This window comes from Mycolicibacterium wolinskyi, assembly GCF_002101965.1.
GTDB lineage: Bacteria > Actinomycetota > Actinomycetes > Mycobacteriales > Mycobacteriaceae > Mycobacterium > Mycobacterium wolinskyi.
Genome location: NZ_LQQA01000015.1, coordinates 468,260 through 487,041, shown reverse-complemented (window position 1 = coordinate 487,041; position 18,782 = coordinate 468,260). Strand labels below are relative to the sequence as shown.

Annotated in this window: 20 protein-coding genes; 7 read left to right on the top strand and 13 right to left on the bottom strand. The window is 67.9% G+C overall.

Going from position 1 to position 18,782, the window contains the following annotated elements; genetic code table 11:
• Positions 1-21: 21 nt before the first annotated feature.
• Complete coding sequence (locus tag AWC31_RS16735; protein ID WP_067853958.1) at positions 22-615, bottom strand: class I SAM-dependent methyltransferase; 594 nt, start codon at positions 613-615, stop codon at positions 22-24.
• Positions 616-712: 97 nt separating this feature from the next.
• Between AWC31_RS16735 and AWC31_RS16730 the strand changes: the two genes are divergently transcribed.
• Together AWC31_RS16730 and AWC31_RS16725 are read left to right on the top strand one after the other, a co-directional pair.
• A complete protein-coding gene (locus AWC31_RS16730; protein WP_085145233.1) occupies positions 713-1,114 on the top strand; it encodes an MmcQ/YjbR family DNA-binding protein in 402 nt (133 codons plus the stop codon).
• Between the two features lie 12 nt (positions 1,115-1,126).
• Complete coding sequence (locus AWC31_RS16725) at positions 1,127-2,701, top strand: 4-coumarate--CoA ligase family protein (protein WP_085145232.1); 1,575 nt, start codon at positions 1,127-1,129, stop codon at positions 2,699-2,701.
• A 356-nt stretch (positions 2,702-3,057) separates the two neighbouring features.
• Here the strand turns inward: AWC31_RS16725 and AWC31_RS16720 are convergent, their stop codons facing one another.
• The 11 genes from AWC31_RS16720 to AWC31_RS16670 form a co-directional block, all read right to left on the bottom strand.
• Positions 3,058-3,378 (bottom strand): ArsR/SmtB family transcription factor, encoded by a 321-nt coding sequence (locus AWC31_RS16720; RefSeq protein ID WP_085145231.1) that lies wholly within the window; start codon positions 3,376-3,378, stop codon positions 3,058-3,060.
• A complete protein-coding gene (locus AWC31_RS16715) occupies positions 3,375-3,869 on the bottom strand; it encodes an SRPBCC family protein (RefSeq protein ID WP_085145230.1) in 495 nt (164 codons plus the stop codon). Before AWC31_RS16715 ends, AWC31_RS16720 begins: the two co-directional genes overlap by 4 nt.
• A gap of 71 nt (positions 3,870-3,940) precedes the next feature.
• Positions 3,941-4,951 (bottom strand): uroporphyrinogen decarboxylase/cobalamine-independent methonine synthase family protein, encoded by a 1,011-nt coding sequence (locus AWC31_RS16710; RefSeq protein ID WP_085145229.1) that lies wholly within the window; start codon positions 4,949-4,951, stop codon positions 3,941-3,943.
• A 4-nt stretch (positions 4,952-4,955) separates the two neighbouring features.
• Positions 4,956-6,023: a tRNA 2-thiouridine(34) synthase MnmA gene (mnmA, locus tag AWC31_RS16705; protein ID WP_085145228.1), complete on the bottom strand. Its 1,068-nt coding sequence runs from the start codon at positions 6,021-6,023 to the stop codon at positions 4,956-4,958.
• Positions 6,023-7,234, bottom strand: a complete 1,212-nt coding sequence (locus tag AWC31_RS16700) for a cysteine desulfurase family protein (RefSeq protein WP_085145227.1) — start codon at positions 7,232-7,234, stop codon at positions 6,023-6,025. Before AWC31_RS16700 ends, mnmA begins: the two co-directional genes overlap by 1 nt.
• Before the next feature lie 48 nt (positions 7,235-7,282).
• The gene (locus AWC31_RS16695) at positions 7,283-8,125 is read right to left on the bottom strand and encodes a lysophospholipid acyltransferase family protein (protein ID WP_085145226.1); all 843 of its coding nucleotides are present in this window, start codon (positions 8,123-8,125) and stop codon (positions 7,283-7,285) included.
• Positions 8,122-8,970, bottom strand: coding sequence for a GNAT family N-acetyltransferase (locus AWC31_RS16690; protein WP_085145225.1), 849 nt, complete (start codon positions 8,968-8,970; stop codon positions 8,122-8,124). The genes AWC31_RS16695 and AWC31_RS16690 overlap by 4 nt, the downstream gene beginning before the upstream one ends.
• A gap of 100 nt (positions 8,971-9,070) precedes the next feature.
• The gene (locus tag AWC31_RS16685; protein ID WP_085145224.1) at positions 9,071-9,721 is read right to left on the bottom strand and encodes a nitroreductase; all 651 of its coding nucleotides are present in this window, start codon (positions 9,719-9,721) and stop codon (positions 9,071-9,073) included.
• A 1-nt stretch (position 9,722) separates the two neighbouring features.
• Positions 9,723-10,466, bottom strand: a complete 744-nt coding sequence (locus tag AWC31_RS16680; protein ID WP_085145223.1) for an SDR family oxidoreductase — start codon at positions 10,464-10,466, stop codon at positions 9,723-9,725.
• Between the two features lie 170 nt (positions 10,467-10,636).
• Positions 10,637-11,593, bottom strand: coding sequence for an electron transfer flavoprotein subunit alpha/FixB family protein (locus tag AWC31_RS16675; protein WP_085145222.1), 957 nt, complete (start codon positions 11,591-11,593; stop codon positions 10,637-10,639).
• A gap of 36 nt (positions 11,594-11,629) precedes the next feature.
• Complete coding sequence (locus AWC31_RS16670; RefSeq protein ID WP_085145221.1) at positions 11,630-12,421, bottom strand: electron transfer flavoprotein subunit beta/FixA family protein; 792 nt, start codon at positions 12,419-12,421, stop codon at positions 11,630-11,632.
• A 226-nt stretch (positions 12,422-12,647) separates the two neighbouring features.
• Here AWC31_RS16670 and AWC31_RS16665 point away from each other — a divergent pair, with 226 nt between their 5' ends.
• The 5 genes from AWC31_RS16665 to AWC31_RS16645 all read left to right on the top strand — a co-directional run bounded on the left by AWC31_RS16665 (position 12,648) and on the right by AWC31_RS16645 (position 18,474).
• Positions 12,648-13,421, top strand: coding sequence for a class I SAM-dependent methyltransferase (locus tag AWC31_RS16665; RefSeq protein WP_085145220.1), 774 nt, complete (start codon positions 12,648-12,650; stop codon positions 13,419-13,421).
• On the top strand, positions 13,418-14,965 hold the full coding sequence (locus tag AWC31_RS16660; RefSeq protein WP_085145219.1) for a 1,4-alpha-glucan branching protein domain-containing protein: 1,548 nt from the start codon (positions 13,418-13,420) through the stop codon (positions 14,963-14,965). The genes AWC31_RS16665 and AWC31_RS16660 overlap by 4 nt, the downstream gene beginning before the upstream one ends.
• Before the next feature lie 109 nt (positions 14,966-15,074).
• On the top strand, positions 15,075-16,316 hold the full coding sequence (locus AWC31_RS16655; RefSeq protein WP_085145218.1) for a glycosyltransferase family 4 protein: 1,242 nt from the start codon (positions 15,075-15,077) through the stop codon (positions 16,314-16,316).
• A gap of 45 nt (positions 16,317-16,361) precedes the next feature.
• A complete protein-coding gene (locus AWC31_RS16650; RefSeq protein WP_085145217.1) occupies positions 16,362-17,723 on the top strand; it encodes an MFS transporter in 1,362 nt (453 codons plus the stop codon).
• Complete coding sequence (locus AWC31_RS16645; protein WP_085145216.1) at positions 17,716-18,474, top strand: ArsR/SmtB family transcription factor; 759 nt, start codon at positions 17,716-17,718, stop codon at positions 18,472-18,474. Before AWC31_RS16650 ends, AWC31_RS16645 begins: the two co-directional genes overlap by 8 nt.
• Here the strand turns inward: AWC31_RS16645 and AWC31_RS16640 are convergent, their stop codons facing one another.
• Positions 18,475-18,768 carry a DUF202 domain-containing protein gene (locus tag AWC31_RS16640; RefSeq protein ID WP_234816882.1) on the bottom strand — a complete coding sequence of 98 codons (294 nt, stop codon included), beginning with the start codon at positions 18,766-18,768 and terminating at the stop codon, positions 18,475-18,477.
• Positions 18,769-18,782: the final 14 nt, after the last annotated feature.

Genomic DNA, 18,782 nt, shown 5'->3' with positions numbered 1-18,782 from the left:
CCTGCGACAGGCCGGGACGGGTCAGGCCAACGGCAGGCGCCGAAACCGCACGATGTCATGCCAGCGATCACCGCCGGCATCCTGGAAGACGAAATCCTCGGATTCGGCGAGATCGCGTAACTCGTTGACGCTGAGCCGGTCTGGGTCCGGGAATCCCTCCCGGAACACCAACAGGCCGCCTGGCTTGATGACGCGATGCAGCGATCGCAGGCACGCCGGCTTGTCGGGTACTTCACCGATCACCGCGGCCAGGAACGCCACGTCGAAGGTGTCGTCGTCGAACGGCAGCCCGGCATCGGCCTCGCCGACGTGGAACCCGTTGTTGTAGCAGCCGGCGCGGTCGAGCGCGTGTCTGGCCTTGTCGAGCATCTCGGGTTGGATGTCGAACAAGTCAAGGCGGCCGGTGGTGAGCCTGCGGGCGATCGCCACGCTGAAGTATCCGGGGCCGGGGCCCAGTTCCAGGACCCGCTCCGACCCGGTGAGCTCAAGACTTCTCGCCGCCCGGTCGTGACTGCCGGTCAGACGCCGCAGTGGGTTGTTCAGAAAGAAAGCGGCCTGATGAGGGTAGGGAAAGGTGCCTGTCGCGCGGCGCGTTTGCCGGGCCAGGCCATCCAACCAGGTAGTGGGCATCGAGCACCTCCAGAGTCGTGATGAGGTAAGGCTACCCTAATTTAGTACCTGCGGTATTGCTTCATGCCGCTACTCTGACGACATGCCGCACCCGATCATGTTCAGCGACGACGATCCCGGGCTGCCTGAGCTGCGTGCCATCACGTTGGCTTTCCCGGAGGCGTTCGAGAAGGTGTCGTGGGGGCGGCCGGTGTTCTGTGCGCCGAAGATGTTCGCCATGTACGGCGGTAATGCCAAGACCGAGACCCCGGGCGAGATGGTTGCCTACCCGCACTCAGTGCTGGTCAAGGTCGACGACAGCGACCGCAAAGCGCTCGAACAGGACCGCCGCTTCTACTTCCCCGCCTATATGGGGCCGTTCGGGTGGCTGGGCCTGGATTTCACTGCGGCGAAGGTCGATTGGGCCGAAGTGCGTGAACTCGTCGACGCCTCGTTCCGCTTGGTCGCACCGAAGAAGCTCATCAAACAACTCGACGAACGCTGACCGGAGGCACCCTTGAGTTTCGCCAGCCCCTTTCCCGATGTCCAGATCCCCACGGTGAGCGTCTACGAATATCTATTCGCCGACCTCACCGCGGCCGACGCCGACCGGATCGCCCTCGTCGACGCCAGGACCGGCGCCGAGACCACGTACGGCGAGCTGGTGAAGCGCATCGATGCGTTCGCCGGTGCGCTCGCGGCGCGCGGCATCGGACCCGGTGACGTGGTCGCCCTGCTGTCACCGAACAGCTCGGCGTTCGCGATCGCCTTCCACGGCATCCTGCGCTCGGGCGCCACCGCGACCACGGTGAACGCCTTGTTCACCGCCAAGGACATCGCCAAGCAGCTGACCGATGCCAAGGCGAAAATGCTCATCACGGTCAACGCGCTGCTGCCGCAGGCCGTCGAAGGTGCGAGCGGAGCCGGTCTGAGCGGGGACCAGGTGGTGGTCCTCGACGGCGCGGGCCTGCCCGACGGACATCGCGCGCCCGACGTGAGTTTCGACCCGGCGACACATCTGGCCGTGCTGCCCTACAGCTCGGGCACGACGGCAAATCCCAAGGGCGTCATGCTCACTCACGGAAACCTGACCGCCAACGTGGCCCAGATCCGGCCGCTGCAGGGCATGCAGGCCGACGACCGCCTGCTGGCCGTGCTGCCGTTCTTCCACATCTACGGGATGACCGTGCTGCTCAACGCCGCACTGCATGCGCGGGCCCGGCTGATCATCATGCCGTCGTTCGATCTCGCCGAATTCCTCGGCAACATCGCCGGCCACAAGTGCACGTACGCCTACATCGCTCCCCCGGTGGCCGTCGCATTGGCCAAGCATCCGCTCGTCGACTCGTACGATCTCTCGTCCCTGCGGGGCATCATGTCAGGTGCGGCATCGCTCGACGCCGAACTCGGCCACGCCGTGGCAAAACGATTGGGGTGCAACGTCGTACAGGGCTACGGCATGAGCGAGCTCAGCCCCGTCAGCCACATCACCCCGCACGACGGCGGACTCGCCACGATCGGCACGGTGGCACCACTCGACTCATGCGGATGGACCGTGCCCAATGCCGAGAGCAAGCTCGTCGATCCGGATACCGGTGCCGAGATCGGCGTTCCGGCAGAAGGTTTGAGCGAGACCGGCGAACTGTGGTTCAAGGGCCCCAACGTGATGGCCGGTTACCTCGGCAATGAAGAGGCGACCCGCCAAACCATCGATGCCGACGGTTTTCTGCACACCGGCGATCTCGCCAAAGTCGATGCCACCGGCTGCGTCTACATCGTCGACCGGCTCAAAGAGCTCATCAAGTACAAGGGCTATCAGGTGCCGCCCGCCGAACTCGAAGCGGTTCTGCTGACCCATCCGCGCATCGCCGATGCCGCCGTCATCGGCGTGCACGACAGCGAATCCGGCGAGGAAGTGCCGAAAGCCTTTGTGGTCAAACAACCTGACGCCGACCTGACCGGCGACGAAGTGATCGCGTTCGTCGCCGACCAGGTCGCCCCGTACAAGAAGGTGCGGCAAGTCGAGTTCATCGATGCCGTGCCGAAATCGGCGGCGGGCAAGATCCTCCGTCGGCAATTGCGCGGCAAGTAGTTTCGCGGGGGCTCTGGTTCATGGCCGGGTGAGCGTCCAACGCGGCCGGCCCGCGATTGCCTGTCCGCGATTGCCTGGGTGTGCCCGCGATTGTCACGCCAGAGTGACAGCCGACGCCCACAGCCACGCTAGCGTGACAAACACACCAGCACACGAGACGGCCCACCCGCCAATGTCACACCAGAGCGACGGCCCAACCCCACAGCCACGCTAGCGTGACAAACACGCCCGCACACGAGAAGGCCCGCCCGCCAATGTCACGCCAGAGTGACGGCCGACGCCCACAGCCACGCCAGCGTGACAAACGGGCACTCACAACACGCACGCAAACGCGCACGCACCCAAACAGCGCCCCGCTAGTCCTCGACGTAGGCACGCAACCGGTCGATCGCGCGGTCCCAGCGGCGGGACAGTGCGGTCAGGTAGTCGCTGGCCTCGGCGAGTGGTTCGGGCCGGATCTCCCAGATCCGTTCTCTGCCTTGACGATGGCTGCTCACCAGACCGACTGCCTCCATCAACAGCAGGTGCTTGGTCGCGGCCTGCCGTGAGACGGCGATGACCTCGGTCAGTTGCGCGGTCGAGCATGGGCCGCCGTCGCAGAGTCGGGTGACGATCCGCAATCGGTTGGGATCGCCCAGCGCGTCAAAGAGTGGCGCGTGTTCGTCGACGGCGGTCACACCGACTCGTGCAATGCCAGATACTTGCGCACCAGTTCGGTCTGGTGTGCCCAACCGTCGCTGTTGGCTTCGAAGGCAGAGGCCCGGCGTTCGGCCGGAATTGCGTCAAATCCCGATTCGACGATGCGCAGCAACACCCCGTCGGCGGCCTCGGACAGGCTGAACTCGACGAGTGTGGTGGGCTCGGCCGAATAGTCGGAATCCTGGTCGACGGCATAGGGATGCCAGCGGAACGCGAGCCGGTGCGGTGCCTCGACGGCGACGATCTGCCAGGTGTCGGCCTGGCCGGTGTAGGGCTCCTGCATGGCGGCGACCTCCTCGTCCACCTCGGTGGGAGTGATCACCCCGGTGACCGATGTGCCCGCGACGAACGGGCCGTCGAAGCGGACTCCGAACCACCGCCCGAACTCATCGGCGTCGCTGATGGCCCGCCACACGCGATCCAGGGGCGCACGCAGCAGGACTTCCTTCTCGATACGATCAGTACTCATATGCAACCTTTCAGTTGCTTCTCAGCGTAAGACCGAACCGCGCGAAGCGCAACCTTTCGGTTGCTTCTGGATCAGATCGCGTCGGGATCCTCGGCGAATGCGTCAGCGGCCTTCTGCGCGAGCTCGATCGCCGTGCGTGCCCACTGCGGGGTGGCGCCTGCCAGTCCGCATGCCGGCGTGATGCCGATCCGGTCGCGCAGCACGGCGCGGGAGAACCCGAGGCGGTCCGTCAGCGCCACCGCTGCCTTCGCGACCTCCTCCGACGACGGCTTACGTTCGGGTGCGCTGCCCGGCACGACACCAAGCAACACCGTGCGGCCCGAGTCCACGAATTCGCCGACGCCGTCGAGATCGCCGGGTGCCAGCGTCGACACCTCGACGGATATGGCGTGAATGCTGCTGCGCAGCAACGCTTTCCATGGCAGCTCGGCCGCACAGCTGTGCAATGCGACGTCTGCTCCCGCCGCGGCGACGCACGCGTCGAGCAGGCTCATGGCCAGCGGCTCGTCGACCGGATGCACCGGTGTCAGGCTGGTGACGCCGGTCAGCCTGCCCTGCAGCGCGGCGGGCAGCGAGGGTTCGTCGAACTGCACCACGACCGGTGTATCGAGCCGGCGGGCCACCTCGGCCCGGTGCAGGGCGACCCCCTCCGCCAGCGAGGCCGCCAGATCGCGCAACGCGCCACGGTCGGTGATGGCGCGATGTCCCCCGCTCAGCTCCAATTGGGCGGCGAGGGTGATCGGGCCGGGCGCCTGCACCTTGACCGCGCGTCCGCTACCCCGCAGCCCCGCCCGCTCCCACGCCTCTTCCAACGCGTCGATGTCCTCGCCGAGCAGACTGACCGCGCGGCGCAGCGCAGTGCTGCGGCCCGACGCGATGCGGTAGCCGCGCGGCACGGTGTCGATGCCGATGTCGACCAGCAGGGCTCCGGCTCGGCCGATCAGATCCGCGCCGAGCCCGCGAGCCGGAAGCTCCACCAGATGTGACAGCGTATGCAACTCTCCGACAACGACTTCGGCCGCTTGCCGAGCCGTGGTGCCCGGCCAGGACCCGACTCCGGTCGCTGCCGCGAAAATGCTCACGCGCTCACCGCGCGATGGTCGCGCTGGCGATGACCTCGTCACCGGCCGGGTCCGGCCGGTAGAGCACCATGGTCTGCCCGGGCGCCACACCGCGCAGCGGCACGCGCAGGCTGACCACGAGCCGGCCGTCCCGCAGTTCGGCCACGGCATCGGTGATACCGCCGTGCGCGCGCACCTGGATCTGGCCTTCGACCGGGCCGGTGAACGGCGTCCCGCTGGTGAAAACGGGCTTGTCGCCGACGAGCTCCCGCACCTCGAGGTCCTCGACGGATCCCACGCGCACCGTGCCGCTCTCCGCGTCGATCGATGTGACATAGCGGGGCCTGCCGTCGGCGCCCGGCCCGGCGATTCCGAGACCCTTGCGCTGGCCGATCGTGAAACCGTGGACACCGTCGTGCTCGGCGAGCACCGTCCCACTCGTGTCGACAACCGAGCCGCGGCGGACGCCGATTCGCGCGCCGAGGAACGCCTGGGTGTCGCCGGACGGGATGAAGCAGATGTCGTGACTGTCGGGCTTCTCCGCAACGGCCAGGCCGCGGCGGGCAGCCTCGGCCCGGATCTGCGGCTTGGGGGTGTCGCCGATCGGGAACAGCGCGTGCCGCAGCTGCTCGGCGGTCAGGACGCCGAGCACATAGGACTGGTCCTTGTCGGCGTCGACGGCCCGGCGCAGCCGACCCTCCGAGAGCCGTGCGTAGTGTCCGGTGGCGACGGCGTCGAAGCCCAGCGCGAGCGCCCTGGCCGCCAGCGCGGAGAACTTGATCTTCTCGTTGCACCGCACGCACGGGTTCGGGGTCTCACCGCGCGCATAGGACTCGATGAAGTCGTCGATCACGTCGTCCTTGAAACGGTCGGCGAAATCCCAGACATAGAAGGGGATTTCGAGGATGTCGGCGACGCGGCGGGCATCACCCGCATCCTCCTTCGAGCAGCAGCCTCGTGACCCGGTGCGCAGCGTGCCGGGCGCCGACGACAGCGCCAAGTGCACGCCGACCACCTCATGGCCGGCGTCGACCATCCGGGCGGCGGCCACCGACGAATCGACCCCGCCGCTCATCGCGACCAAAACCCGCATCAGCTCACCGTTCCCGCACTCGCGAGCGCCGCCTGCCTGGCCCGCTCGACCGCCGCGGGCAGCACTTCCAGCGCGGCCTCGACGTCGGCGTCGGTAGTGGTGTGCCCCAACGACAGTCGCAGCGACCCGCGGGCATTTGCCGCATCGGCGCCCATGGCGATCAGCACGTGCGACGGCTGCGCCACCCCGGCGGTGCAGGCCGAGCCGGTCGAGCACTCGACACCCTTCGCGTCGAGCAGCATCAGCAGCGAATCCCCTTCGCAGCCACGGAAAGTGAAGTGTGTGTTGCCCGGCAGCCGGTCGGCGCCACGGGCACCGTTGAGGTAGGCGTCGTCGATGGTCGACAACACGCCCTCGATCAGGCGATCGCGCAAAGCCTGGATGCGGGCACTGTTGTCGGCAAGGCCCGCGATCGCGACTTTGGCCGCCGTGGCCATCGCCACCGCACCGGCCACATCCGGTGTGCCCGAACGCACGTCACGTTCCTGGCCACCACCGTGCAGCAGCGGCACACATGCGGTGTCACGGCGCAGCAACAACGCACCGACGCCCATCGGGCCGCCGAACTTGTGCGCGGCGATACTCATCGCCGCAAGCCCGCTTGCGGCGAAGTCAACCGGGATCTGCCCGACCGCCTGGATCGCGTCGCTGTGCATCGGAACGTCGAATTCAGCGGCGACGGCCGCGAGTTCGGCGATGGGCATGATGGTGCCGACCTCGTTGTTGGCCCACATGATCGAGACCAGGGCGACATCGTCACCGGCAAGCGCCTCACGCAGGGCGGCAGGCGAGACGGCTCCTTCGGCATCGACGGGCAGCCACGTCACCTCCGCATCCTCGTGGTCGACGAGCCACTGGACGGCGTCGAGCACGGCGTGATGCTCGACCGACGTCGTGACGATCCGGCGCCGCGCCGGTTCGGCGTCACGCCGCGCCCAGTAGATGCCCTTGACCGCGAGGTTGTCGCTCTCGGTACCGCCTGCGGTGAAGATCACCTCCGACGGCCGGGCACCGAGAAGCTGCGCCAGGGCCTCGCGCGCTTCCTCCATCCTGCGGCGGGCCAACCGGCCCGATCCGTGCAGCGACGAGGCGTTGCCGACGCTCGCCAGGACAGCCGTCATCGCCTCGATGGCGGCTGGGTGCATCGGCGTCGTCGCGGCATGATCGAGGTAGACCTGCCGGCCAGAGGACGCGGTCGAGGTAGAGGTCATAACCTCTCCAGAATAGCCGCCGTTTTGCGGCCGTCCCCGATCGCCGGGTCAGGCCGCCAACACGTGCGCCGGGGCGCTGGGCAGCAACTGCTCGCTGCGCACCGCCGCCTCACAACGCGCCGCCAGTGCCCGCCGGTCGTCACCGGGCAGCTGCAGCGACCCCACATGGATGTGACACACGGTGCGACGTGCGGTGATGACGCGTTTGATCGATTGAAGCAAGGTGTCCTCACCGACGAACGCCGGCGTGGTCGACGGCCTGCCGTCGCGGTGCCGATAGTTCAGTCGCAGCGGCTGCACCGGGCGGGCGGCGTCGATCGCGGCCTGGAACATCGCCGGCCGGAACGGTCCGTAGGCGAGCCCGCACCACGTGGTGCCCTCGGGGAAGGCGACCACGGTGTGGCCGGCCCGCAGGCGTTCGGCCACCGTGTGCACCACGGCGGGCAGCCGGCGCAGGCTGCCGCGGTCGATCGGGATCACCTTCATGATGCGGGCGAGGCGGCCCACCGCTGGCCACTCGACCAGGTCGGCGCGTGCGACGAACGAGCCGGGCAGCACGGCACCGATCGTGAAGATGTCCAGCCACGACACGTGCCCGCTGACCACGAGCACGCCTTGAAGATTGCGAATGGGCCCGCCCGACACCGAGATTCGCACGCCGAAGCAGCGCAGCATCAGCCGGCAGTAGAACCGCTGGATGTGGGAACGGCCCGGCATCGGCACCGCAAGCAGCGGCACGCCGGGCGCCAGCAGGATCGCCATCGCGACCCGGACCGTCGTACGGACCCACACCACCGGCCGGCGGCCGGCGTCCGCGCTGCCTGCGTGCACGCAACTCGCGTCACACGAGGCCCTGGGCAGCCACGAGTGTTCGCACCCGGCGGTGGTCATCGCGATTCCCCGGTCATGCCGTCGGCCATGTCGGCTGCCGCCGAGACCGAACGCAGGCGCTTGAGGTAGCGGACGTCGGCCTTGCGCTTGTCCAGCAGGGCCGGGAAGTCGCCAACGCCGAAGTCCGGGTCGTGGGCCGGTTCCCCGCACACCTGGGCACCGAGCCGAAGGTATCCGCGCATCAGTGGGGGCACCGTCGTCCGGGACGGCGGGTCGATGTCGTCGAGCCCCTTTCCGTCCAGCACCACCGGCCGATAGGGGTACACCGTGTACTCGTCCGGTGCGGCGTGCCTGCGCCGGACGAAGTCACGAACCCCGCGGATCTGGGTGCCGGGCGGTCCGTCCGCGTTGCCTGCGACCGGAACCGAAACGCAGCCCGTCACATAGTCGTATCCGGAGCGGTCCAGGTAGGCCAGGATGCCCGCCCACATCAACAGCACGACACCGCCGTTTCGGTGATCGGCACGTACGACCGCGCGGCCCATCTCGACCAACGACGGGCGCAGCGCATCGAGCCCGCGGACGTCGAACTCGGTGGCCGTGTACAGACCGCCTGCGGCGATGGCACCCGGCGGTGGCAACATGCGGTAGCAGCCCACCAGCTCACCGGTCCTGTCTTCGCGCACCAGCAGGTGATCGCAGTGCTCGTCGAACCGATCGGCGTCCCGGCCGTCGACCGCCCCGCTGAGGGCGAATCCGGGCTCGGACGTGAAGACGTCGTGGCGCAGCCGCTGGGCTGCCTCGATGAGCTCGGTGTCGGTGGACAGCAGCAAGGTGTAGCGCGGCGCGTCGGGCGCCGCGCCGTCGGCATGATCAGCGGCGATGAGTACGGATGCAGCGCTCATAGCCAGCACGGTCGCCCAGCCGGGTCTCTGGACGGCATCGCGCGCGTGACGTGTCTGTGAGCGGCAGGTGACGAATTGTTCGGTGTGAGGTTCGTCACCCTCAGTTGTCGTGGAACACCACGTTCGCCTCAACCAGATTTCGGGGGATGTCGAGGTGGTTGGTGGCGAAGTCCGGGTCGGGATAGCCGATCGACACCCCGCACAGCACGGTCAACTCGTCGGGAATCTCCAGTACGTCGTGCAGCACGTCAGGGCACATCGCAATCGAGACCTGCACGCAGCTGCCGATACCGCGCTCGGTCAGCGCCAACAGAAACGTCTGGAGGAACATGCCGACGCCGATCGCGTCGGCAGGGCCCAGATCGCGGTGCATGCACACCGCCCCGGCCAGTGGAGCCCCGAAGAATTCCCAGTTTCGTAGCTGTGCCTGCCAGCGTGCGGCGGCGTCGGCACGCGCGATACCCATCGACCCATAGACGAGCGCGCCAAGCTCCGCACGCAGGTGGTTGAAACTGGCAGGCAACCCCAGCGACTGCGGGCGCCGTGCCCGCACCTCGGCCGACAGCGCCTTGACCAGGCGGTCCCGCCGAGCCCCTGCCGCGAAGAACACCCGCCAAGGCTGCACATTGGAGTTGGACGGCGCCCGCATCGCGAGCGCGAGCGCCTCCTCGACCAGCTCGCGCGGCACCGGCCGGTCCGGGAGAAATCTCCGGATCGACCGGCGCGCGCGGACTACCTCGCCGAGCTCCATGTCACCGCGCGGCGATCCAGTCCGCGAAGCGAATGCCGGCAAGCTTGCCGTCGTCACCGGTGACGAGGCTGTTGTCGTCGACGGACGTGCCGAAATAGGTGGCGTTCGGGTCCACGACGACGGGCTTGTCGTCGCCCTGCTTTTCCAGGACCGTCTGAGCCATCTCGGCGAACGAAAGCTTCTCCGGCCCACCGATGTTCACCACGCCGTTGATCGCAGCGGTCTGTGCGGCCCTGGCCACCTCGGCAGCGACCTCGGGTGCGGCGATGAGCTGGATCCGCGCGTCGGGAACCCGCACCTCGTCGCCGACGACGAGCGATCCCGTGATCGCTTCGGCGAATTCATGGAACTGCGTGGCCCGCACGATCGTGTAGGGCAGCCCCGAGGCGACGATGGCCTTCTCCTGGGCAACCTTGGCGCGCATATAGCCGCTCGCGGGCAGTTCGTCGGCGTTCACGATGGACAGCGCCACATAGTGTCCGACCCCGGTGGCCTTGGCCGCCTCGACGAGGTTGCGGGTCGACGTCGTGAAGAAGTCCATCACCGGGTCGTCGGCGAACGACGGCGAATTGACCACGTCGACGATTACCTCGGCCCCGTCGAGCGCTTCCTTGAGCCCGTCACCGGTCAGGACATCGGCCCCCGATTGCCGCGATGCGGCGACGACGTCATAGCCGGACTCGGTGAGCAGCTCCACCACCTTCGAACCGATCTGACCGGTAGCGCCGAAAACTGTGATCTTCATGTGCGGATGCCTTCCTCGGTGTGTTTGTTGCCTGAAACCACACTCGCACTCGAGGGTGGAGTGCCGAACCCCGGAAAGTCCGTAGTTTCCGACGAAAACCAAGGGTTGGCCACAACGCAAAACCCCGGCGCACCAGGTGCACCGGGGTCTTGTCGAACTGCTGTGACGCGTCAGCCCTTGCGAGCCTTGACGGCCTCGGTCAGCTGCGGGGTGACCTTGAACAGGTCACCGACGATGCCGAGGTCGGCGATCTCGAAGATCGGCGCCTCTTCGTCCTTGTTCACCGCGATGATCGTCTTCGACGTCTGCATACCGGCGCGGTGCTGGATCGCACCGGAGATACCCAACGCGATGTACAGCTGCGGCGAGACGGTCTTGCCGGTCTGGCCGACCTGGAACTGGCCCGGGTAGTAGCCCGAGTCAACCGCGGCGCGCGAGGCACCGACGGCACCACCGAGCGAGTCGGCCAGCTCCTCGACGACCGAGAAGTTGTCGGCGCTGCCGACACCGCGGCCACCGGCGACCACGACCGTGGCCTCGGTGAGCTCCGGGCGGTCGCCGGCCACGGCGGGCTCGCGCTTGGTGATCTTGGTCGCCGTCTCGGCCTGGGCCGGGACCTCGACGTTGACGACCTCACCGGCCCCGTCGGCCGGGACGGCCTCAACCGAGCCCGGACGCACGGTGATCACCGGGGTGTCGCTGGTGACCTGCGCCTCGACGGTGAACGCGCCACCGAAGATGCTGTGGACACCCACCGCACCCTCCTTGACCTCGACGACGTCGACCAGCAGGCCCGAACCGATGCGGGCGGCCAGACGCCCGGCGATCTCCTTGCCGTCCGCGCTGGCGGCGATCAGCACGCCGGCAGGCGCGGCCGACTCGGCCAGCCCGGCCAGCACGTCCACCACGGGAGTGATCAGGTAGTTCTCGACGTCATCGGACTCGGCGACGTAGATCTTGGCCGCGCCGGCGGCCTTCAGTCCGTCGGTGAGGGACGCCGCCGAGCCCGGCTTGCCCACCACAACAGCGGCAGGCTCACCCAGCACCCGGGCGGCGGTAAGCAGTTCGGCGCTGACCTTTTTCAGTGCGCCATCGGCGTGCTCGACGAGCACAAGTACTTCAGCCATGGGTTCTCGTTATGTCTTTCGCGTCTCGTGAATGGGCTAGATGAGCTTTTGAGCGACCAGGTAGTCGGCGATCTTGGTGCCGCCGTCGCCTTCGTCGGTCACCTTCTCGCCAGCCGTCTTGGGCGGCTTCGGGGTCGAGGACAGCACCTTCGACCCGGCGTTGGCGACGCCGACCTCGTCGGCCTCCACGCCGATCTCAGCAAGCGTGAGCACGGTGACTTCCTTCTTCTTGGCGGCCATGATGCCCTTGAAGGACGGGAAGCGGGGCTCGTTGATCTTCTCGTTGACGCTGACCACGGCCGGCAGCGACGCCTCGAGGGTGAACACACCCTCGTCGGTCTCGCGCTCGGCGGTGACCTTGCCGCCCTCGACGTTCAACTTGCGCACGTGCGTGAGCTGGGGCAGGCCCAGGTACTCGGCGATGACCGCGGGAACCGCGCCGCCGACACCGTCGGTGGCCTCGTTACCGGCGATGACCAGCTCGGTGCCCTCGATGGTGCCCAGCGCGCGGGCCAGCGCCCATGCGGTCTGGATGACATCGGAACCGTGCAGGCCGTCGTCCTTGAGGTGCACCGCCTTGTCGGCACCCATCGACAGGGCCTTACGGATCGCCTCGGTGGCACGCTCCGGACCGGCGGTCAGCACGGTCACGGTGCTGTCGCCGCCCTCACGCTCCTTGATCAACAGTGCCTCTTCAACGGCACGTTCGTTGATCTCGTCGAGCACGGCGTCCGCAGCCTCACGGTCGAGGGTGAAATCGCCGTCGGAAAGCTTGCGCTCCGACCAAGTGTCTGGGACCTGTTTGATCAGGACCACGATGTTCGTCATGACTCTGGTTCGTCCTCCTCGATGAGGCCGGTAACCGGCCCATATCACGTTCTAAGCTACTAGCACCATGTTACCCGTCGGTAACTTTTGGTGGTTCGCAGGAACACCATAGCTGGTCGAAGTTCGTATTCCGGGCGCCCCTATCACACCGCCACAACGGGCAAGTGTTGGTGGATCCGCCACCAACACCTTCACCTTGGGTAAGCCTGGGTTAGCCTGCCTTCCAATGAGCGCATTCGTGGGCGACCCGGGGAACGCCCTACCCCTGACCGGCGAGCGAACCATCCCCGGCCTGGCCGAGGAGAACTACTGGTTCCGTCGTCACGAAGTGGTCTACCAACGGCTGGCTGACCGCTGCATCGACCGGGATGTCCTGGAAGCGGGATGCGGCGAGGGATACGGGGCCGACCTGATCGCCGATGTGGCCCGAAATGTCATCGGTCTCGACTACGACGAGGCAACGGTCGCCCATGTCCGGGCCCGCTATCCGCGGGTCGACATCCGCCACGGAAACCTCGCCGAGCTGCCGCTCGCCGACAACTCGGTCGACGTGGTGGTGAACTTCCAGGTCATCGAACACCTTTGGGACCAAGCGCAATTCGTTGCCGAGTGCTACCGCGTGCTTCGGCCGGGCGGCGTGTTCCTGGTCTCAACGCCCAACCGCATCACCTTCTCCCCCGGCCGCGACACGCCGCTCAACCCGTTCCACACGCGCGAACTCAACGCCGCCGAGCTGACCGAACTGCTGGTGACGGCCGGGTTCACGCTCGAATCGATGCTCGGTGTCTTTCACGGTGCCGGCCTGACCGTGATGGACGAGCGCCACGGCGGTTCGATCATCGAGGCACAGGTGCAGCGCGCGGTGGCCGATGCGCCGTGGCCCGACCAGCTGCTCGCCGACGTCGCCGCGGTGCGTACCGACGACTTCGACCTCACGCCCGCCGGTGAGCGGAACATCGACGACAGTCTCGACCTCGTCGCGATCGCGGTGCGCCCGTGACCGAGCCGTCGAACCCCGATCCGGTCCCCGGATTATTCACGCTCGTACTACACACGCATCTGCCGTGGCTGGCCCATCACGGCCGCTGGCCGGTCGGGGAAGAATGGCTCTACCAGTCATGGGCGGCGGCCTACCTGCCGCTGCTGCGGGTGTTGCGCACGCTGGCCGCCGAGAATCGCAGGCACTTGATCACGCTGGGCATGACGCCGGTCGTGACCGCACAGCTCGACGACCCGTACTGCCTGACCGGCATGCATCACTGGCTGGCCAACTGGCAGCTGCGGGCACTCGAGGCCACCACGCTGCGCGACCCGAAAGCGTTGCGGGAGTTCGGCGCTCGCGAATACGACGAGGCCGGTTCCGCACTCGAGGATTTCACCGGCCGCTGGCGGCACGGCGCCAGCCCGCTGCTGCGCGAGCTCATCGACGCCGAGACCATCGAACTCCTCGGCGGCCCGTTGTCTCACCCGTTCCAGCCGCTGCTCAATCCGCGGCTTCGTGAGTTCGCACTGCGAGAGGGGCTGGCCGACGCCCGGCAGCGTTTCGCGCACACCCCCACGGGCATCTGGGCGCCCGAGTGTGCGTATGCGCCGGGCATGGAAACCGGTTATACCGCAGCGGGTGTCGGCCATTTCATGGTGGACGGTCCGTCACTGCACGGCGATACGGCGCTTGGGCGCCCGGTCGGTGATTCCGATGTCATCGCGTTCGGCCGTGACCTGCAGGTCAGCTATCGCGTGTGGTCACCGAAGTCGGGGTATCCGGGCCATGCCGCCTACCGTGATTTCCACACCTACGACCACACGACGGGGCTCAAACCCGCACGTGTCACGGGACGCAATGTGCCCTCCGAGGAGAAGGCACCCTACGACCCGCAACGCGCCGACCGCGCCGTCGACGACCACGTCGCCGATTTCGTCGAGGTCGTGCGCAGGCGGCTCACGGCGGAAAGCGAACGGATCGGAAGGCCCGCCCACGTGGTCGCCGCATTCGACACCGAGCTGTTCGGCCATTGGTGGTACGAGGGCCCGGTCTGGCTGGAGCGCGTGCTGCGAGCGCTGCCCGAGGCCGGGGTGCGGGTCGGCACGCTGTCGGATGCCATCGATGACGGATTCGTTGGCGCCCCAGTCGAATTGCCGCCCAGCTCATGGGGTTCGGGCAAAGACTGGCAGGTCTGGAACGGCGAGCCGGTGAGCGATCTCGTGCAACTCAACAACGAAGTCGTCGACAGCGCGCTCAGCACCGTCGACAAAGCCCTGACGCAGCACGCCGCGATCGGGTCGCCCACCCCGCGTGACCGCGTCGCCGACCAGATCCTGCGCGAAACACTGCTGACCGTTTCCAGCGACTGGCCGTTCATGGTCAGCAAGGATTCGGCGGCCGACTACGCGCGCTACCGCGCGCACCTGCACGCCCACGCCACCCGCGAGATTTCCGACGCGCTCGCGGCCGGCCGCCGCGAGCACGCCGAGCGCCTCGCCGACGGCTGGAACAAAGCCGACGGCCTGTTCGGCGCCCTCGACGCCCGGCGGCTGCCGAGATAATGACCACCTCTCCCCACCCCCGCTCCGCGAGCGACCGTGTCTGTACACCGACACGCCGCAAAATCCCGGCATTCTGCGGTCGCTCGCACCGGCTCAAAGGCACGCAACTGTGAAAATCCTGATGGTGTCATGGGAGTACCCGCCCGTTGTGGTCGGCGGCCTCGGCCGTCACGTGCATCACCTGGCGACCGCGCTCGCGGCCGACGGCCATGAGGTCGTCGTGCTCAGCCGCCGCCCCTCCGGCACAGACCCGAGCACCCACCCGTCGACCGACGTGGTCAGCGAGGGCGTCCGCGTCGTCGCGGCCGCGCAGGATCCGCACGAGTTCGAATTCGGCACCGACATGATGGCCTGGACGCTCGCGATGGGCCACGCCATGGTGCGCACCGGGCTGGCGGTCAGGGACCGTTCGGGCAACCCATGGCTGCCCGATGTCGTGCACGCCCACGACTGGCTCGTCGCCCACCCCGCCATCGCGTTGGCCGAATTCTTCGATGTACCACTGGTTTCCACGATCCATGCCACCGAGGCCGGCCGACACTCCGGCTGGGTCTCCGGCCCGATCAGCCGTCAGGTGCATGCCGTCGAGTCGTGGCTGGTGCGTGAATCCGATTCCCTCATAACCTGTTCGGCCTCGATGAACGACGAGATCACCGAGCTCTTCGGCCCCGACCTCGCCGATATCCGCGTGATCCGCAACGGGATCGACGCCGAGCTCTGGCCGTTCGCGCGACGGAAACCCCGTCAGGGCCCGGCCCAGCTGCTCTACGTCGGTCGGCTGGAGTACGAAAAGGGCGTGCACGACGCGATCGCGGCGCTTCCCCGGATCCGCCGCGCCCACCCCGGTACCACGCTGACCATCGCCGGCGACGGCACACAGCAGCAGTGGCTCATCGAGCAGGCCCGAAAACACAAGGTGCTCAAGGCTACTCGCTTCGTCGGGCGTCTCGGCCACGACGATTTGGTACGGGCGCTGCAGGAGGCCGACGCGGCCGTCCTCCCCAGTCACTACGAGCCGTTCGGCATCGTCGCACTCGAGGCAGCGGCGACCGGAACCCCGCTCGTCACCTCCAACGTCGGCGGGCTCGGCGAGGCGGTGATCGACGGCCAGACCGGGATGTCGTTCGCACCACGGGATGTGGCCGGATTGGCCGCTGCCGTGCGCGCGGTTCTCGACGACCCCGACGCGGCACAACGGCGCGCGGTGGCGGCACGGGAACGGCTCACCGCAGACTTCGACTGGCACACCGTCGCAGCCGAGACCTCGCAGGTGTACCTGGCGGCCAAGCGCCGCGAACGCGAACCGCATCCCCGTCGTCCGATCGTCGAGCACGCACTGCCCGACCGCTGAAACACTTCGACCGGCGTCGAATCGTTCCGCGCCTAGCGTGCGGGTATGGCACTCACGCGTTCCCAGAGACTCACTCTGATCGCGGCCTACCTCGGGCTTTTCGTCGGCCTCGTCGACGCGAACGCGGTCAACCTGGCACTGCCCGCGATCGGGACCGAGCTCGGCGGCGGGGTATCCGCTGCGCAATGGACGATCGACGCCTACAACGTGACGTTCGCCGCACTGTTGCTCGCCGCGGGTTCGCTCGGTGACCGATTCGGCAGGCGCCGGCTGCTGCGTATCGGCCTGGTGACCTTCGTCGCCGCATCCCTGGCGTGCGCGCTTGCCGCGACGACGCCATTCCTCCTGGCCGCCAGAGCCGTTCAGGGCGTCGGGGCCGCGATGATGCTGCCGCAGGGTTTGGCCATCACGGCGGCCGCGTTCCCTGATCCCGCGGACCGGGCCAGGTCGACCGCAGCATGGGCGATGGCCGCCGCGAGCAGCACCGCGATCGGACCGCTGCTCGGCGGTGTCCTCGCCGACACCGCCGGCTGGCGCTGGATCTTCTGGCTCAACGCACCGGTCGGCGTGCTCGCGTTGCTGCTGAGCTACCGTCACCTGCCGGAATCCCGAGATCCGGCCGCCGCTCACATCGACCCGGCGGGACAACTGCTCGCGGTGCTGGCCCTCGGCTCGCTGACCGTCGCTCTCATCGAAGGACGTGCGTGGCCGCCGGACCGGATCGCTGCGGTCGCGATCGTGGCGGTGCTCGCGGTCGCGGGGTTCTTCCTGCGCCAACGCCGTAGCCGAAACCCGATGCTGCCGCTGGACATGTTCGGCAGCCGCCGACTCGTTGCCGCGTTGCTCGCGACATTCGTCATGACGTTCGGTATCTACGGGCTGCTGCTCGTCAACACCTTTGCCTTCCAACAACTTCGATGGCTCAGTGCGCTGGCGACCGCGGTCTGGTTCCTTCCGATGCCGGTGACCTACCTGCTGCTGATCCCGGCGGCGACCAGCCTGACCAGAAGGACCAGCTCGCGCACCACGATGACTGCGGGTTTGGTGCTGATGGCCTGCGGTCTGTTGCTCTACGCCGCGGCAGGCGCCACATCGCCGATCTGGCTGCTGGAAACGTCGTTCGTCCTTGCCGGGGCAGGTTTGGCACTGACCACCGGTCCGGCCGTCGCGCTCGCGATGGAGGCGACGCCGGTGCGGCAGTCCGGGATGGCAGCGAGCGTGGTGAATCTTGCCCGGCTGCTGGGTATCACTGTCGGTGTGGCGGTGTTGGGTAGCACCATGGCGGCGATCGGCGGCGACGCAGGCGTGCGCGCTGCGTTGCTGCTCGGCGGGCTGTGCCAGCTGGCTGCCGCGATCGCGGTGACGGCGATGGTCCGCACACGCGAAACGGAGGCATGCCGTGCATGAGGCGCACGAACTACCGTCGGCGGCCGACATCGACATCGCGGCAGTGGCCGCGCTGCTGGCCGACCCAGCCAGATGCAAAGTGCTGCTTGCCCTTGACGACGGTCGTGCCCTGCCCGCGAGCGTCCTCGCCGACGAGGCAGGCGTCAGCCGCCCCACCGCAAGCAGTCACCTGCACAAACTCACCGATGCCGGTCTGCTCTCGGTCCAGACCCACGGCCGCCACCGTTACTACCGGCTGGCCGGTCCAGAGGTCGGCGCGCTGCTCGAGCAACTCGGCAGACTCGCCCCGGCACGTCCGGTGACCTCATTGCGCGAAGGCACCAGGGCGGCGCGGTTGCGCAGCGCGCGAACCTGTTACGACCACATAGCGGGACGGCTGGGGGTGCAGATCATGGGCAGCCTGATCGACCGGGAGGTCCTCGTCGGCGGCGACGGGCACTACCACCCCGACCGCGATATGCACGACGCGCTCAGCAGCCCCGGCCACGACGTCGAGTACGCCCTCACCGCGACCGGACGGGACTTTCTCACCGACATCGGCATCGAATTGCCTTCGGGCCGAAGACCACTCGTCCGCTACTGCGTGGACTGGACCGAACAACGCCATCACCTGTCGGGCCGGCTCGGCCGGGCCGTGCTCGACCGAAGCCTGTCGGCCGGTTGGCTCAGGCGCGCACCGCGCGGCCGCGCTCTGACGGTCACCGACGCGGGGCGCACCGCCTTTCGCGAAACCTTTGGTGTCGAGTGCTGACTACAGCGGCAACGAAAGCACCGATACGGCAATGAGAATCAGCACTGCCGCCGTCACCGCGTGCACCTCAACGGTGGCCGCCAGTCGTTTCGGCAGCGGGTCACGGCCAAGCAGGCGCTGCCTGCGGACCCCGATCAGATAGGTGAGCAGCGAGATCACCACGGCCACGCCCGCCGCTACCAACCCGAAGCCGGCCCGATGGTCCTGGATGTCGTGCAGCATGTGCACGGCCCCGGTGCCGAGCACGGCGAACGACGTCCGCGTCCAGGACAACGCCGTCCGCTGTGCGGGCACGGTCTGCTCGAAAG

Excerpts from the sequence above, each read along its gene's own strand:
- AWC31_RS16730 (WP_085145233.1), top strand. The coding sequence starts at position 713 with ATGCCGCACCCGATCATGTTCAGCGACGACGATCCCGGGCTGCCTGAG.
- AWC31_RS16715 (WP_085145230.1), bottom strand. The coding sequence starts at position 3,869 with ATGAGTACTGATCGTATCGAGAAGGAAGTCCTGCTGCGTGCGCCCCTG.
- mnmA (WP_085145228.1), bottom strand. The coding sequence starts at position 6,023 with ATGCGGGTTTTGGTCGCGATGAGCGGCGGGGTCGATTCGTCGGTGGCC.
- AWC31_RS16700 (WP_085145227.1), bottom strand. The coding sequence starts at position 7,234 with ATGACCTCTACCTCGACCGCGTCCTCTGGCCGGCAGGTCTACCTCGAT.
- AWC31_RS16695 (WP_085145226.1), bottom strand. The coding sequence starts at position 8,125 with ATGACCACCGCCGGGTGCGAACACTCGTGGCTGCCCAGGGCCTCGTGT.
- AWC31_RS16690 (WP_085145225.1), bottom strand. The coding sequence starts at position 8,970 with ATGAGCGCTGCATCCGTACTCATCGCCGCTGATCATGCCGACGGCGCG.
- AWC31_RS16685 (WP_085145224.1), bottom strand. The coding sequence starts at position 9,721 with ATGGAGCTCGGCGAGGTAGTCCGCGCGCGCCGGTCGATCCGGAGATTT.
- AWC31_RS16680 (WP_085145223.1), bottom strand. The coding sequence starts at position 10,466 with ATGAAGATCACAGTTTTCGGCGCTACCGGTCAGATCGGTTCGAAGGTG.
- AWC31_RS16675 (WP_085145222.1), bottom strand. The coding sequence starts at position 11,593 with ATGGCTGAAGTACTTGTGCTCGTCGAGCACGCCGATGGCGCACTGAAA.
- AWC31_RS16670 (WP_085145221.1), bottom strand. The coding sequence starts at position 12,421 with ATGACGAACATCGTGGTCCTGATCAAACAGGTCCCAGACACTTGGTCG.
- AWC31_RS16665 (WP_085145220.1), top strand. The coding sequence starts at position 12,648 with ATGAGCGCATTCGTGGGCGACCCGGGGAACGCCCTACCCCTGACCGGC.
- AWC31_RS16650 (WP_085145217.1), top strand. The coding sequence starts at position 16,362 with ATGGCACTCACGCGTTCCCAGAGACTCACTCTGATCGCGGCCTACCTC.